At 73.3% G+C, this 13,881-nt stretch carries 14 protein-coding genes; 6 read left to right on the top strand and 8 right to left on the bottom strand.

All coding sequences use genetic code 11. From position 1 onward, the window contains the following. Positions 1-210: 210 nt before the first annotated feature. On the bottom strand, positions 211-1,395 hold the full coding sequence (locus ACQEVJ_RS01485) for an ROK family protein (protein ID WP_433096343.1): 1,185 nt from the start codon (positions 1,393-1,395) through the stop codon (positions 211-213). A gap of 190 nt (positions 1,396-1,585) precedes the next feature. Here ACQEVJ_RS01485 and ACQEVJ_RS01480 point away from each other — a divergent pair, with 190 nt between their 5' ends. Next, positions 1,586-1,807: an SDR family oxidoreductase gene (locus ACQEVJ_RS01480; protein ID WP_433096341.1), complete on the top strand. Its 222-nt coding sequence runs from the start codon at positions 1,586-1,588 to the stop codon at positions 1,805-1,807. Here the strand turns inward: ACQEVJ_RS01480 and ACQEVJ_RS01475 are convergent. From ACQEVJ_RS01475 to ACQEVJ_RS01465, 3 genes are all read right to left on the bottom strand, one after another. Further along, a complete protein-coding gene (locus tag ACQEVJ_RS01475; RefSeq protein ID WP_433112511.1) occupies positions 1,776-2,804 on the bottom strand; it encodes a nitronate monooxygenase in 1,029 nt (342 codons plus the stop codon). The two genes, ACQEVJ_RS01480 and ACQEVJ_RS01475, sit on opposite strands and share 32 nt — an antisense overlap. Before the next feature lie 63 nt (positions 2,805-2,867). Beyond that, entirely contained in the window at positions 2,868-4,256 is a 1,389-nt protein-coding gene (pcaB, locus tag ACQEVJ_RS01470; RefSeq protein ID WP_433096339.1) for a 3-carboxy-cis,cis-muconate cycloisomerase, read from the bottom strand. After that, the gene (locus tag ACQEVJ_RS01465) at positions 4,253-6,298 is read right to left on the bottom strand and encodes an FAD/NAD(P)-binding protein (RefSeq protein ID WP_433096337.1); all 2,046 of its coding nucleotides are present in this window, start codon (positions 6,296-6,298) and stop codon (positions 4,253-4,255) included. The genes pcaB and ACQEVJ_RS01465 overlap by 4 nt, the downstream gene beginning before the upstream one ends. 100 nt (positions 6,299-6,398) lie before the next feature. Here ACQEVJ_RS01465 and ACQEVJ_RS01460 point away from each other — a divergent pair, with 100 nt between their 5' ends. Further along, positions 6,399-7,337: a LysR family transcriptional regulator gene (locus ACQEVJ_RS01460; RefSeq protein WP_433096335.1), complete on the top strand. Its 939-nt coding sequence runs from the start codon at positions 6,399-6,401 to the stop codon at positions 7,335-7,337. A gap of 10 nt (positions 7,338-7,347) precedes the next feature. Here ACQEVJ_RS01460 and ACQEVJ_RS01455 read toward each other — a convergent pair whose 3' ends face one another. Next, on the bottom strand, positions 7,348-7,995 hold the full coding sequence (locus ACQEVJ_RS01455; protein WP_433096333.1) for a mycothiol-dependent nitroreductase Rv2466c family protein: 648 nt from the start codon (positions 7,993-7,995) through the stop codon (positions 7,348-7,350). A 180-nt stretch (positions 7,996-8,175) separates the two neighbouring features. Between ACQEVJ_RS01455 and ACQEVJ_RS01450 the strand changes: the two genes are divergently transcribed. Continuing rightward, positions 8,176-9,006, top strand: a complete 831-nt coding sequence (locus ACQEVJ_RS01450) for an isocitrate lyase/PEP mutase family protein (RefSeq protein WP_433096331.1) — start codon at positions 8,176-8,178, stop codon at positions 9,004-9,006. Between the two features lie 16 nt (positions 9,007-9,022). On the opposite strand, the gene ACQEVJ_RS01445 is transcribed toward ACQEVJ_RS01450, so the two are convergent. After that, positions 9,023-9,469 (bottom strand): TIGR03668 family PPOX class F420-dependent oxidoreductase, encoded by a 447-nt coding sequence (locus ACQEVJ_RS01445; RefSeq protein WP_433112508.1) that lies wholly within the window; start codon positions 9,467-9,469, stop codon positions 9,023-9,025. 77 nt (positions 9,470-9,546) lie between these two features. Here ACQEVJ_RS01445 and ACQEVJ_RS01440 point away from each other — a divergent pair, with 77 nt between their 5' ends. Continuing rightward, positions 9,547-9,954: a ClpX C4-type zinc finger protein gene (locus tag ACQEVJ_RS01440; protein WP_433096329.1), complete on the top strand. Its 408-nt coding sequence runs from the start codon at positions 9,547-9,549 to the stop codon at positions 9,952-9,954. A 6-nt stretch (positions 9,955-9,960) separates the two neighbouring features. Here the strand turns inward: ACQEVJ_RS01440 and kynU are convergent, their stop codons facing one another. After that, positions 9,961-11,199: a kynureninase gene (gene kynU / locus ACQEVJ_RS01435; protein ID WP_433096327.1), complete on the bottom strand. Its 1,239-nt coding sequence runs from the start codon at positions 11,197-11,199 to the stop codon at positions 9,961-9,963. 262 nt (positions 11,200-11,461) lie between these two features. On the opposite strand from kynU, the gene ACQEVJ_RS01430 reads away from it, so the two are divergent. Continuing rightward, a complete protein-coding gene (locus ACQEVJ_RS01430; protein ID WP_433096325.1) occupies positions 11,462-12,217 on the top strand; it encodes a GntR family transcriptional regulator in 756 nt (251 codons plus the stop codon). Between the two features lie 114 nt (positions 12,218-12,331). Then, positions 12,332-12,544 carry a hypothetical protein gene (locus tag ACQEVJ_RS01425; protein WP_433096323.1) on the top strand — a complete coding sequence of 71 codons (213 nt, stop codon included), beginning with the start codon at positions 12,332-12,334 and terminating at the stop codon, positions 12,542-12,544. An 84-nt stretch (positions 12,545-12,628) separates the two neighbouring features. On the opposite strand, the gene ACQEVJ_RS01420 is transcribed toward ACQEVJ_RS01425, so the two are convergent. Further along, the gene (locus tag ACQEVJ_RS01420) at positions 12,629-13,741 is read right to left on the bottom strand and encodes a hypothetical protein (protein ID WP_433096321.1); all 1,113 of its coding nucleotides are present in this window, start codon (positions 13,739-13,741) and stop codon (positions 12,629-12,631) included. Between the last annotated feature and the right edge of the window lie 140 nt (positions 13,742-13,881).

Below are 13,881 nucleotides of genomic sequence, written 5' to 3'. Positions count from 1 at the left end.
CGACCGATTCGCCGCCCGCCGGGCCATCCCCTGCCGGCCGCCGCTCCCTCCCCATGCACGCGGCGCCGTCGCCGGGGCGCCTCGGCGTGCGGCCCGCGGGCGCGAATCGGTCTCCACCTGAGCAGGGAGAACAATGCCGAGGACGTCTGTCGCCATCGGTCGCGTGCGGGGTCTTTCCGGAGAACGCGTGGCCGGTCCCCGGCCGTACCGTCAGCCGGCGGCGGTGATGCGGGCCACCTGGGGCGCGTTCAGGAACTCCTCCAGGACGAGCGTGGCGGCCCCCAGCGCGACCGCGTCGGGACCGAGGCGGCCCAGGACGATCGACGTCGCGGCGTACGGCTCGGCCAGCGAGTTGGCCGCGGTGGCGCGGCGGATGCCGGGCAGCAGGCTCTCGCCGAGCTGGACCCCCACCCAGCCGCCGATCACGATCTTCTCGGGGTTGATCAGGTTGACCAGGTTGGCCAGGCCGACGCCCAGATAGGTGACGGTCTCCTCGACCACCGGGGACTTCGACGCCAGCACGCCGGCGAGGTCCTCCTCCCAGTCGCCCCGCGAGGTGACGCCCGCCCGGTCGAGGATGGCCTCGATCCCGACGTACGCCTCCAGGCAGCCGTGTCCGCCGCAACGGCAGGGCCGCCCGCCCGCCACGATCTTCGTGTGGCCCCACTCGCCCGCGCTGCTGCTGACCCCGCGGAACGTGGTGCCGTCGGCCACGATGGTCGCGCCCACCCCCACGCCGAGCAGCACGATGACCGCGTCCGAGGCGCCCCGGCCCGAGCCGAACCACAACTCGGCCTGGCCCATCGTCTTGGCGCCGTTGTCCACGTACAGCGGGAGCGAGGTGCCGCGGCGCAGGAGCGCTCCAAGCGGAACGCCGTCCCAGCCGAAGGTCTTGGCGTGGATGACGCCGTCGGCTCCCGGCTCGACGATGCCGGGAACCCCCACGCCGATGCCGAGCACCTGCTCGGGGGACACGCCCGCGTCCGACAGCACGACCTCGACTCCCGCGAGGATGTGCCGGGCGACCAGCTCGGGGTCGTGGCGGGCCGGCCGCAGCATGTAGTCCACCTTGGCCCGCTCGGTCATCTCCAGGTCGAACAATCCGACCCGGACGTGCGTCTCGGCCACGTCGACGCCCACCGCGAAGCCGTACTCGGGGTTGACCCGCAGCAGCACGCGGGGCCGGCCTCCGTCGGACTCCACCTGGCCCGCCTCCACGACGATGTTCTCGCCCAGCAGGTCGGCGGTCATCGTGCTGACCGTGGCGGCGCTCAGGCCGGTGCGCGCGGTGAGGTCGTTGCGGCTGGTCGGGCCGGAGAAGTAGAGCGCGCGCAGCAACACGGCCCGGTTGCCTCTGCGGATGTCCCGTACCGTCCTGCGCTGAGGCCTCGCCATGACCACCCTCCCCGTCGCGACACGGTCATCTTAGTTCAGAGGCGAAAACAAGCGCCTGCGCCCTCCGCCGGCCTCTTCACCGTCGCATTTCCGGGTTACCCGCCCATTAAGCCCGCGTGTCGCCCCGCCCTTCTTCCGACCTTGAACCAACGCGCTCCTGGAGCATGTCCCGTAGCGCACGCTCCGATTCTTGACCTGGAGGTCAAGAATCGTCGCCCCGCTGATGGCGGAGGGCAGCGGCGTGGTGCTCACCACCTCGGTCGCGAACGTGCTGGGGCTGCCGATGCTCAGCGCGTACGCGGCCGGCAAGGCGGCGGTGCGTTCCATGACCCGCAGCCTGGCCCGTGAGCTGCTCCCGCGAAAGATCCGTGTGAACGCGGTCAGGCGCGGGCGGCTGCGAGTTCCTCCATGAGGGCCTCGACGAGTGCGGCGGCGGGGAGGTCGCGGCAGCGGCGGTATCCCCGGCCACACCACAGGGCCATCGCCTCGGGGTCGCCGTGCTCCGCCGCCGCGCGGCGCAGTCCCTTCGTCAGGTGGTGCACCTGTGGGTAGCACGCGGGCGCCGACGCCTCGTGTTCCGCCATGAACCGGTTGGCCAGGCCGCGTGCCGTACGTCCGGAGAAGGCCCGGGTGAACGCGGTTCCGGTGAACCGGGGATCGGCGAGGGCGGCCTTGTGCACGGGGTGTGCCCCGCTCTCCGGGGTGCACAGGAACGCGGTGCCCAGTTGCGCCGCGACCGCGCCCGCGGCGAGGACGGCGGCGACGTCCGCGCCGTCCATGATCCCCCCGGCGGCCACGAGCGGCACGGCGGTCGCCTCCCGCACGAGGGCCACCAGTTCCGGCAGGTCGTCGGGCGCCTTCCAGGAGGGCGGCGGGGGAAGGAAGGCCGCCTGGTGCCCGCCCGCGCCGGGGCCCTGGACGATCACGGCGTCGGCCCCGGCCTCGGCCGCCGCGACCGCCTCCCACGGGGTGTTCACCATGATCATAATCACGGCACCGGCGTCGTGGAGGCGGGCCGTCACCTCGGGCGGCGGGCAGCCGAAGGTGAACCCGGCCACCGGCACCCGTTCGTCCACCAGGAGATCGATCTTGGCGTCCCACTCGTCGTCGTCCCAGGCGGGCGCCTCCGGCAGCGTCACGCCGTACCGCTCGGCCAGGGGAGCGAGCTCGTCGCGGTAGCGGGCCACCGCCGCGGCGTCACCCGGCTCCTGCCGGGCGACCTCGGAACCGGGGACGAGGAAACCGGGGACGAACACGTTCACACCGAACGACCGGTCCGTCCGCTCGCGCACCGCCGCGATCTCCCGGCGCACGTCCTGCGCCGTACGGTAGCCCGCCGCGAGGAACCCGAGGCCGCCAGCCCCGGACACCGCCGCCGCCAGAGCCGGGGTGGATCCGCCGCCCGCCATGGGGGCCTGGATGATCGGGCTCGACGGCCCGAAGGGAAGGACGCGACCGGTCACGGGACCTCCTCACTCGTCTTGGCAGCAGCGTAGAACGCGGTCGACGAGCGCTCCGGCGGCCCCCGTGTACTCGGCGGGGTCGAACAGCCGGGCCAGGTCCAGCCCCTCGGGCACGGGCAGGAGTTCCTCCAGCGCCTCGGCCACGGGGCGCCCGGACGCGGCGGCGACCGCGGACGCCTCCCCGAGCAGCCGCTTGGCGGTGCCCTTCCCCAGGACGGGCGCGAGCACGGCGGCCGCCCGTTCCGTGACGGTCAGGCTGCCGGTGAGCGCGAGGTTGGCCCGCATGCGCTCGGGGAAGGCGACCAGTCCCTCGGTCAGTTCGGCCGTCACCGCGGCGGCCCCGCCGACCAGCCGCAGGCACTCGCGCAGCGGCTGCCACTCGGCGTGCCAGGCACCCGCGGGCCGTTCGTCCTCGGCGAGCAGGCACTGGTGGAGACTCGCGGCGAGCGCGGGCACCTGGATCGCCGCCGACCGGACGAGCGTGGCGAGGACCGGGTTGCGCTTGTGCGGCATCGCCGACGACACGCCCCGGCCGGGGGCGGCCGGCTCCACGACCTCGGCCACCTCGGTGCGCGACAGTGACTGCACGTCGACGGCGATCTTCCCGAGCACCCCCGAGGCGAGGGCCAGCGCCCCGGCGAGGTCGGCGATCGGGATCCGCAGGACGTGCCAGGGGACCACCGGCTCGGCCAGCCCCACCTCGGCGGCGAACGCGGCGATCAGCCGTTCCGGGTACGCCTCGGGGTCGGGCACCCCGGCGATCCGCGCGTACTCCACGTAGCCCGCCAGCGTGCCGGCCGCGCCGCCGAGCTCGGCCGGCAGCTCCGCGCGCACCCGCCGCAGCCGCGCCGCGGCCTCGCGTACGGCGTGCAGCCACCCGGCCGCCTTCAGGCCGAACGTGGTGGGCACCGCCTGCTGGGTCAGCGTGCGGCCCGGCATCAGCGTGTCGCGGTGCCGCGCCGCGAGCCCCGCGAGCGCGGTCGCGGCCCGGTCCAGGTCGGCGGTGATCAGGTCGAGGGTCCGGGCGGCCACCAGCATGGCGGCCGTGTCCATGATGTCCTGGCTCGTGGAGCCGCGGTGCACGTACTCGGCCGCGGCCGGGTCCACCACCGCCACGGCGGCCGTCAGGTCCTCGACCAGCGCCACGACGGGGTTGGCCGCCTCGCGGGCGCGCAGGGCCAGGGCCGCCAGGTCGAGGGCGCCCGCCTCCGCCACCTTGCCGATCGTCTCCGCGGCCTCCATCGGGACCACTCCCAGCCGGGCCTGCGCGCGGACCAGGGCGGCCTCCGCGTCGAGCATCGCGCGCAGCCACGCGCCGTCGCCGGTCGCCCGCTCCGCCGCCGTGCCCACCCGGACCGGGGACAGCAGGCCCAGATCGAGGTCGCCGCCCGCGTTCATCGGACGCCCGCCCGCGTCGCGCCGCAGGCGAGAGCCGTACGCGGGCCGGCGGGCACGCGGGCGACACGGCGGCGGCGCGTGAGGGCCCGCGCGGGCGTCAGCGCGAGCACGCTGCGGGCGATGGCGTCGGAGTCGCCCAGGATCACGGAGTTCACCCCCGGCCGCACGCCCGCGGCGGTCACCCAGTGGACCGACTCGGTGGGCACGCCGTACGCGAACCGGCGCGGGTGGGCCCGCCCGGCCGCGTCCAGGAGCCGGTAGGGCCGGCGGGTGACCGCGAGGCCGCCCGTCTCGTGGCCGTCCTCCCCACGCCGCCCGCCGATCACGTACGCCCGGCACTGGCCGGTGCCGAGCAGGTGGCGCAGCAGCGGGTCGGCCGTGCGCCGCAGGTCGATCTCGGGCAGGCGCGCCTCGACGAGCACCCTGGCCCGTACGGCGGAGCCCGGCACGGCGGCCGACTCGGCCTCGAAGGCGCCGTCGCGAGCGTGCACCCGCATGTCGGGACCCACGACGGTCAGCACGCCCGCCTCGATGAGCGCGATCATCTGCTCGACCCGCTCGGCCGGCGGCCCGATGGACAGGAACGCGTTGAGCGGCGTGTACCACCGGTCGAGGTCGTCGCGGTGCGAGCGCCCGGTGAGCCCGCCGTGGTCGACCACCTGCCTGACCTCGTTGCGCAGGTCGCGCAGCACGTCGAGGGCGGCCTTCAGCGGACCGCTCACATTGCCTTCTTGGGCCTGCGCCAGGTCGGTGCGCAGATAGGCGGTCAGCCACTCGTGGAAGTCGCCCTGGCCGGTGAAGCCGATCCCCCGGTGCGGCTCGGCCACGCGCTCCCAGTCCCACCGCACCGCCGGGCCGATGCCGAAGGCGTCCAGCACCATGGCCTCCGCGGGGTCGCCCCACGGGTGGGCGAGGTAGGCGGTGCGGAAGCGCCCGGCGACGCACTCGCAGTCCCGCCGCGCCAGGAGGGTGGCGTAGTAGACCGTCTCCACCTCCTTGGCGATCAGCGGCCATAGGTCGGCGCGGAAGTCGAGCCCGCCGCGGGCGGCCGAGCGCGCGGCCAGCGACTCGATCCTGCTCGGCGTGAGCACCAGCGGCTCGTGCCTGCCTTCGACGCCCTTCTGGTTCTCCCCCCGGGACTGGTAGGGGATGCCCCGGCGCGATCCGGCGTACAGGCGGGGCTCGCGGCCGGAGGGCCGGTAGACGAGGCGGCCCGCCTCACCGCGCTCGAACCGGCCGCCGCGCCCGAGCGTCAGCAGGGCCATGTGGTCGAAGAAGTTGAGCCCGAGCCCGCGCAGCAGCACCGCCTCCCCCGGCTGCACTCCGCTGAGGTCGGCGTCGGCGGGGTTGGCGGGCGGCACGTGGAGCAGGCCGTGGGCGGCGGCGTACGCGGCCGCCTCCAGCTCGGCGTCCGAGGGCTCGACCGGCAGGTGTCCCTGGGCCAGGACCACCGCGTCGAGCGAGCCGAGCACGGTGCCGTCCTCAAGCGTCACCCGCTGCGCGCCGGTGCCGGGCACGTCGTCGAGCGAGGTCGCCCGCGTGGCGTGCACCCGCACCTCCACCTGCCGGGGCGCCCGCGCGACCACCCGCTCGAACACCCAGCGCAGGTAGCGGCCGTAGAAGGCCCGGGTGGGGTAGGTGTCGGGCCCGAGCCGCCGCGCCTCGGCGAGCACGTCCTCCGAGACGCCGTCCGGGAACAGCGCGCCGTCCGGCGAAAGCACGCCGTCCGCGAAGAGCACCAGCTGCCGCGCCCACTCGTACAGGCTGGGGCCCGTCTCCAGCGGCCCCCGGATGTCGACGCTGGGATCGGTGAAGAGCGTGACCTGCGAGGCGACGGTGTTCATGAGGAGCTGGCCCGGCTGGTCGGTGCGCCACACCTGCCCCGCACCCGGCGGGTACGGATCCACGACGTGCAGCAGGACGCGTGCCCGCGGCGGCAGCCTCCGTGCGTTGGCGCACAGCCGCTCGATCACCGACATCCCGCGCGGCCCCGCTCCGATCACGCACACCTCGAACGGCCGGGTCGATCGTGTTGTGGTCATCCGCTCCTCCAAGTTCGCATCGGGTCGTGAGTCGAGGATGCGGGAGCGGAGCCTTCGTGAGGTATGTCATATTTGGCGAGGCGGTGTTAAGCATTGCTTCATGCAGGATGTGACGCGCCTCGCGGCGCTGGTGGCGGTCGCCGAGGCCGGTTCGATCACCCGGGCGGCCGCCCGCCTCGGTTACACGCCTCCCGCGCTGTCGCAGCAGATCGCCAAGCTGGAACGGGAGGCGGGAGCCGTACTCGTGATCCGGCACCGCCGCGGCGCCACGCTCACGGCGGCGGGCGAGCTGCTGGTGGAGCACGCCCGGCGGGTTCTCGACGAGCTGGAGCGGGCCCGGCACGGCCTGGCCGCGCTCGCCGGCCTGTCCGGCGGCCACATCACGATCGGCACGTTCACGACCGCCGGCATCCACCTGTTACCGCCGGTCCTCGCGGCGTTCCGGCGGGCTCACCCCGCCGTGGAGGTGAATGTGAGGGAGTACGAACCGCCGTCCGGGCTGCCCGCACTGGCGGCGGGCGAGGCGGATCTCGTGCTCACGCACACCTACGAACACCAGCCGGCCCCCGCGCTGCCCTCGGGCGTCACCGTCGAGGCGCTGCTGGTGGAGGAGCTGGTGCTGGTGGCCGCCCCCGGCCACGCGCTCACCGACCCGGCCGAGCCGCTGCCGTGGCCGGAGCTCGCCGGCCGGCCGCTGATCAGCGGCTCGCGCGGGCTGGCCAACCGGGACGCGCTCGAGGCGCTGTTCCGCCGCGAGGGGCTGCCTCCGCCCGTCGTGGCGTACGAGACGGGCAACTACGGCATGTCGTGCGCCCTGGCCAGCGGGGGCATGGGCCTCGCCCTCGTGCCGAGGACCGTGGCCGAGCTGGCGGAAAACCCCCTCAGCGTACGGCGGCTCGCCCCGCCGGGCCTGCACCGGACGATCAGCCTGGCCAGGCGGTCCGACGACAGGTCCCCCGCGCTGGCGACCATGCGTTCGCTGTTCAGGAGCACGGGCAAGGCGGCGCCCCGGCGGCCCCCGGAGGAGCCGCCGAGGTGAGAGGCGCCGCTCAGTCGAATTCGGGGTCGGTGTCGCGGCTGCGCTTGATCTCGTAGAAGTACGGGAACTTCGCCATGGCGACGGCGCCGTCGAAGATGCGAGCGGCCTCCTCGCCCCGCGGGATGCGGGTCATCACCGGGCCGAAGAACGCCACGCCGTCGATGTGGATCGTGGGCGTGCCCACCTCGTCGCCGACCGGATCCATGCCCTCGTGGTGCATCCGGCGCAGGGCCTCGTCGTACTCGTCGGTGCCGGCGGCGTCGGCCAGTTCGACCGGCAGCCCGACCTCGGCGAGCGCCTCCTTGGCCACGACCCCGTAGTCCTTGTTGTTCTGGTTGTGGATGCGGGTGCCCATCGCGGTGTACAGGTCGCGCAGCACGGCCTCGCCGTGGTCCTGCGCGGCGGCGATGCACACCCGGACCGGGCCGCGCCACCTGGGCACCGCCTCGCGGTAGAAGTCGGACGCGTCCTTCTTGTTCTCGTTCAGCACGGAAAGGCTCATCAGCCGGAAGCGCAGGTCGATGTCGCGCTGCTTCTCGACCTCCAGGATCCACCGCGACGTGACCCAGGCGAACGGGCAGACGGGGTCGAAGTAGAAGTCCACTCGGGGACGGCTGTCCGCCCCGGCCTGGTCGGCGGCAGTGTCGATGTCGCTCATGAAACTCTCCTGACGAGGCTGCTCGGGGGATCGGGGGGCCGGTTCCGCGAGCGTATCCAACAGCAGGTCGGCCACGTCACCGGACTCGCCCCCTCAAAGCCCTTGCGATCTCCCCTCACTTCGGGCGCATCACGAAAAATCGATGGCGTGCTCCCCGGCCGGGCTCTCTAGGGTGGCCTCATGGCTGAGACCCCCGGGAAGACGACGAGCCACGAGAAGACGACGAGCCACGAGAAGGCGGCGATCTGCGAGAAGGCCGCGGCCCTGCGGGCGCTCCACGTGCCCGGCGACCCCGTCGTGCTGCCCAACGTCTGGGACGCCGCGTCGGCGCGCGCCGTCGAGGCGGCGGGATTCCCCGCCGTCGCCACCGGCAGCCAGTCCGTCGCCGCCGCCCTGGGCTACGAGGACGGGCAGGACACGCCCGTGGACGAGATGTTCGCTGCCGTGGCCCGCATCACCCGGGCCGTGGCCGTTCCCGTCACCGCCGACATCGAGCGCGGCTACGGCCTGGAGCCCGCCGAACTCGTCGAACGGCTCGCCGCCGCGGGCGCCGTGGGCTGCAACCTGGAGGACTCCGACCCGGCGTCCGGGGCGATGATCGACCCCGGTGAGCAGGCGGACTTCCTGGCCGCCGTACGGGCGGCGGCGGCCGAGGCCGGGACCGACCTCGTGATCAACGCCCGCGTGGACACCTTCATCCACGGCTCGGGCAACCCCGGTGAGAGGCTCGCGGAGGCGCTCGACCGGGGCGGCCGCTACCTCAAGGCCGGCGCCGACTGCGTCTACCCGATCCTCGCGAGCGACCCCGAGGTGATCGGCGCGCTCGCCCGGGAGATCGGCGGCCCGATCAACGTGCTGTCCCGGCCCGGCGCGCCGGCCATCCGCGACCTCGCGGCCCTCGGCGTGGCCAGGGTCAGCTTCGGTCCCGGCATCCACCGCGCGGCGCAGGCGTTCACGGCCCGCATGCTCGACGCGATCGCCCGGGGAGACGACCCCTTCCCGCCCGCCTGACCACGCCTTTCCGGGCCTACATCTCGCCGGACGACCAGCCCGACCAGCGGTCGACCCGGATCAGGATCGCGGGCCCGGCCGGGGGACGCTCGCGATACTGGGCATACTTGCGCACCAGCCATGCCACGGCCCGCTCACGCTCGTCGCCGCCCTCCACGACGCGGGCGTGCCCGTCGGCGCGCACCCACCACAGCCGTTCCCAGTCGTCCTCGTAGTGGTCGGCCAGCAGGCAGACGCGGGGATTGTCGCGGATGTCGCGCAGCCGCCGCAGGTCGGTGGTGGCCTTCGGCTTGTGGTCCACCGCCGTCACCACGGTGCCCTCGTCGTCGCCGCGCACCACCTCATCACCAACCACCAGGGCGAAGGTGACCGGGACGAGCCGCGGGGCGCCCCCGGCTCCGGCGGTCGCGAGGCGGGCCACCCGGGCGTCCGCGAACAGCTCGCGCGCCCGCACCTCAGGCATTCTCACCAGGCCCAGCCTACGCACAGTGGTCGCGTGCGCGCTTGATCGTCTTTGTACGGCGGCCTATGGTGTCCGCCATGGAGGCATCTGAGTTACTCGAGCGGGCCCGCTCGCGCGCATCCGACCCCGAAAACCCCCTGGAAATCCTGTCCGCCGCGATCACCCTGATTCCCGAACTGGGTGGCGAGGCGGACGTCCTGCTCGATCTCGCGGTGTGCCGGGCCCGCGAGGCCGGCGCGTCCTGGACCGCCATCGGTGAGCGGTTCGGATACATCAGGCGGAGCACGCGCAGGCGCTTCACGCCCGCCTTCGCCCACCGGCACCTGGTCAACCGCCGCATGAAGCGCGACGCCGCCTGCTCCTTCTGCCGCAGGCCGCCGGGCCCGCGCGTCCACATGGTCCACGGCGAGGGCGGGCGCATCTGCGACCGCTGCGTGGCACTGGCCGGCGACATCGTCGCCGGGCTGGCCCGCCGCCGCCGTTGACGCACGTCAGGTGACGGTGAGCCGCCGCGCGTAGCGCTCGTCCCGCCACAGCTCCTCGCCGAGCACCTCGGCCAGCGCCGTCGCCGCGTCGTACACGTCGACGTAGCGCAGGTACAGCGGGGCGAAGCCGAAACGGACGAAGTCCGGCTCGCGGTAGTCGCCCATCACCCCCCGGTCCGCGAGCGCGCGCACCACGGGGTAACCCTGCGGGTGAAGGTAGCTGACCTGGCTTCCCCGCCGCTCCGGGTCGCGCGGGGTGGCCAGGGCGAGCCCGAGCCCCGGGTCGACGAGATCGTCGAGCAGGTCGATGAACAGCGAGGTCAGGGCCACGCTCTTGGCTCTGACCTCGTCCAGGTCCACCCGCTCCCAGATGTCGAGGGACGCGTTCAGCGCGGCGTACGACAGGATCGGCGGGCTGCCCGTGGCGAAGCGGCGCACACCGGGGGCGGGGCGGTAGTGCGGTTCGAAGTCGAAGGGCGCGGCGTGGCCGTGCCAGCCCGACAGCACGTTGTGGACGGCGTCCTGGTGGCGCGGCGCGACGTACAGGTAGGCGGGGGCGCCGGGCCCGCCGTTCAGGTACTTGTAGGTGCAGCCGACGGCGAAGTCCGCCTCGCCCACCCGCACGGGCAGCGCACCGGCGCTGTGGCACAGGTCCCAGACCATGAGCGCGCCGGCCGCCCGGACCAGCTCCGTCACCGCCGCCATGTCCCTGGCGGCCCCGGTCCGGTAGTCCACGTGCGACAGCAGCACGAGCGCGACGTCCTCGCCGAGGGCGTCCTCCAGTGAACGGCCGGCCTCGCCGATGTCCCGGATCTCGTACGAGCCGAGCGCCCGGGCGGCGCCCTCCACGACGTACCGGTCCGTGGGGAAGTTGTCGAGGTCGGAGACGATCACACGGCGGCCGGGCCGCAGCGGAAGGGCGGCCGTGACCACCTTGAAGATGTTCACCGAGGTGGAGTCGCCGGCCAGCACGTCGCCGGGGCGTGCGCCGATCAGGGGCGCGATGCGGTCACCGGTGCTCTGCGGCATGTCCCACCAGCCGGCCGTGTTCCAGCTCGCCCCGAGATGCACCCCCCACTCGGTCTCGACCGTGTGGGCCACCCGTTCAGGCGTACGCCTGGGTAGCGCGCCGAGCGAGTTGCCCAGCAGGTAGACGACCCCGGGAGGCAGCGAGAACTCGTCCCGGAACTCCCCGAGCGGGTCCTTGGCGTCGAGGTCCTGGCATTCGGCACGGCTGAGAACCATCGGCAACTCCTTCGTCACCGCATTATGTACCGAAATATCCGATCTTGCCGTGGTCGTGATGACAGAGCGTTCCCGGCACCGGCAATACCGGAAGGGACCGTTCCACCGTAGCGGACGGCTATAACCCCCAGAGATCGCCACACCGGCACGATCAGCGCAAAGTAAGCACAAGACGCACCCAAGACTCTGTGCGATCGTGGACAAGACGGGGCAAGTTCTCTGGAGACGCCAAACCCCCGTTGGTGACAGAGGGTGATCAAACGTGACGGAATCCCCGTCGGTGCATCACGAGTCCCCGATCTATCGCCGCATCGCCGACCGGCTGCGCGATCAGATCCTGTCCGGAGTGCTCGGTGATGGCGATCGGCTACCGGGCGAAAACGCGCTCATGAAGGAGCACGGCGTCGCACGGGCCACGGCACGGCAGGCGCTCGCCGTGCTGATCAACGAAGGGCTGGCCGTGCCGAAGCGGGGATCGGGCGTCTACGTACGGCTGTTCCGCCCCATCCGCCGCCACGGGTCCCGCCGCCTCTCCCGTCAGCAGTGGGCCCAGGGCCTGGCCATCTGGGACTCCGACACCCGGGGCCGGTCGTACGTCGTGGACGAGGTGACCATCCTGCGCGAGCCCGCGAGCGAGCAGGTCGCCCGCGTGCTCGGCACGGGCGAGGTGTGGGTGCGCCGGCGTCGCTACTCGGTGGACGGCCGTCCGGTGCAGCTCGCGGCCTCCCACTTTCCCGCCGATCTCGTGGAGGGCACGGCGGTCGTCCTGCCCGACACCGGTCCCGGCGGGGTGTACGCCCGGCTGGGCGAGCTCGGCCGGCCTCCCGTCCACTTCAGCGAGGAGGTGCGGGCGCGGATGCCGCTGCCCGGGGAGGCCGAGTCGCTGAGCCTTCCCGCCGGCACGCCGGTGATCTCCGTCACCCGGGTGGCCTTCACTGAAGGGGGCGTGCCGGTCGAGGTCAACGAGATGATCCTCGACGCGGCGTCGTATGTACTCCAGTACGACTTCGACGCCTAGGTCAAGAGGCAACGTTGACCTGACCATCCCGATCATTGATTTCTCTAGAGATGTCCCGCACCTTGAGGAGGAGCCGTCAAGAACACCGGGCCTACGGCGAGGGAAGGTGTACGGATGTCCTTGGACCGACGCCTCGCCGAGATCGCCCGGGAGTTTCCGGAGTGGACGATCTGGCGGAGTGACGCGGGCCGGTGGTGGGCGACCCGGCACCACCTGCTCACCTCGGCGCAGCGGGCGGCGGGATGCGCGATGACCATCGACGCCGACGAGCCCGACGGACTGCGTGAGCTGTTGCGCGAACAGGAGGCCCGCGCCGCCGACCCATGAGCGCGGAAGCCCCCGACCCGATCGGGGGCGGGGGCTTCCGCTACCAGTCCCGGTGTCCGCGAGTGGCCGGGCTCACCTGCCGGCTCACTTGCCGGCGACCGACTCACCGTCCGGCGTCGAACGCCGCACACGGCCGAGGTTGACGTCGGTGTCCTCGGGCGACGGCGTCACGTCGTGACCGTTCTCGTGGCGTCCGTCGTCCACGATCAGGACCGCGTCGTCCTCGTCGCCGTCCATCCGCCCCTGGCCGGCGGCCTCGTACTCGCCGGACGCGTCGGCGGCCAAGTGCGCCTCGTGCCCGGACGGCGCGGCCTCCAGGGCCTGCCGCGGGTCCTCGACCGGCTCGTGCCCCTGATCCGGCGCGCCCGCGGCGATGGCGTGCACCTGCGGCGCGGGCGGCAGCACGGCGGCCTCGTCGATCAGCGGGCCGGCCCCGGCCTCGCGGTGCATCAGGTCGCCGAGCACCGAGCCGATCTCGTTGAGCCGGCGCACGACCTCCGTGTGGGTGTCGGTGAGGTAGGCGACCCGACGGCCGGTGTGCTCGTCCAGCGCGTTCACCCGCTGCTGCGCCGCCGCCAGCATGGCCTCGGCCTGCCCGCGCGCCTCGACGAGCAGCCGCTCCGCCTCCGTCCGGGCGGCGGTGAGCTGCCGCTCCCCCTCGGCGCGGGCGGAGCGCAGGGTCTCCTCCGCCTCCGCGCGGGCCGTGCCCAGCGTCTCCTCCGCGTCCGCGCCCGCCTGCGCCAGCAGCCGCTCCGCGGTGGAGGTGGCGTCGGCGACGCGGCGCTCGGCCTCCTCCTGGGCGGCGGCCCTGATCGCGTCGGCCTGCTCACGCGCCGACGTCACCAGCCGTTCGGCCTCGGCCGCCGAGGTCTCGCGCAGCCTCCTGGCCTCCGCCTCGGACGCCTCCTTGTTGGCCGCCGCCTCCTCCTGCGCCAGCTTGAGTATCTGGCTCAGCCGCTCCCCCAGCTCGTCGGGGTTCTGCGGCGACTCCGCCATCCTTCGCCGCGCCTCGGCCAGTTCCAGGCGGATCTGCTCCGCCTGGTCGATCGTGCGTGCGAGCCGTTCCTCCAGGTCCCGGATCTGGTTGCGGGTCCGGACTATGTAGTCGTGGACCTGCCTGCGGCTGTACCCACGCATCACGACTTCGAAGGAGTCGTCACTCATCAGGTCGGGGAAGTTGTCGGTCTGATTCGTCATGAGAAACCCTGGGGTTGGAGATAACGACGGTAACGCAGCCAGGACACGACTTTCCTGCTATCCGTCGCACATCGCAACCTGAACGCCTCAGGCGGTCAGCGAAACCGGAGGCCGCACCGAGCCCGGGGCGTGGCTCATGG

Origin of the sequence: Microbispora sp. CA-102843, from assembly GCF_050936215.1 — a bacterium.
Lineage (GTDB): Bacteria > Actinomycetota > Actinomycetes > Streptosporangiales > Streptosporangiaceae > Microbispora.
This window is presented reverse-complemented; position numbering and strand designations above follow the sequence as displayed.

Coding starts and splice junctions, on each gene's coding strand:
- ACQEVJ_RS01420 (WP_433096321.1), bottom strand. CDS start 13,741: ATGACGAATCAGACCGACAACTTCCCCGACCTGATGAGTGACGACTCC.
- ACQEVJ_RS01425 (WP_433096323.1), top strand. CDS start 12,332: ATGTCCTTGGACCGACGCCTCGCCGAGATCGCCCGGGAGTTTCCGGAG.
- kynU (WP_433096327.1), bottom strand. CDS start 11,199: ATGGTTCTCAGCCGTGCCGAATGCCAGGACCTCGACGCCAAGGACCCG.
- ACQEVJ_RS01450 (WP_433096331.1), top strand. CDS start 8,176: ATGGCTGAGACCCCCGGGAAGACGACGAGCCACGAGAAGACGACGAGC.
- ACQEVJ_RS01460 (WP_433096335.1), top strand. CDS start 6,399: ATGCAGGATGTGACGCGCCTCGCGGCGCTGGTGGCGGTCGCCGAGGCC.
- ACQEVJ_RS01465 (WP_433096337.1), bottom strand. CDS start 6,298: ATGACCACAACACGATCGACCCGGCCGTTCGAGGTGTGCGTGATCGGA.
- ACQEVJ_RS01485 (WP_433096343.1), bottom strand. CDS start 1,395: ATGGCGAGGCCTCAGCGCAGGACGGTACGGGACATCCGCAGAGGCAAC.
- ACQEVJ_RS01445 (WP_433112508.1), bottom strand. CDS start 9,469: ATGCCTGAGGTGCGGGCGCGCGAGCTGTTCGCGGACGCCCGGGTGGCC.
- ACQEVJ_RS01440 (WP_433096329.1), top strand. CDS start 9,547: ATGGAGGCATCTGAGTTACTCGAGCGGGCCCGCTCGCGCGCATCCGAC.
- ACQEVJ_RS01455 (WP_433096333.1), bottom strand. CDS start 7,995: ATGAGCGACATCGACACTGCCGCCGACCAGGCCGGGGCGGACAGCCGT.
- pcaB (WP_433096339.1), bottom strand. CDS start 4,256: ATGAACGCGGGCGGCGACCTCGATCTGGGCCTGCTGTCCCCGGTCCGG.
- ACQEVJ_RS01475 (WP_433112511.1), bottom strand. CDS start 2,804: ATGGCGGGCGGCGGATCCACCCCGGCTCTGGCGGCGGCGGTGTCCGGG.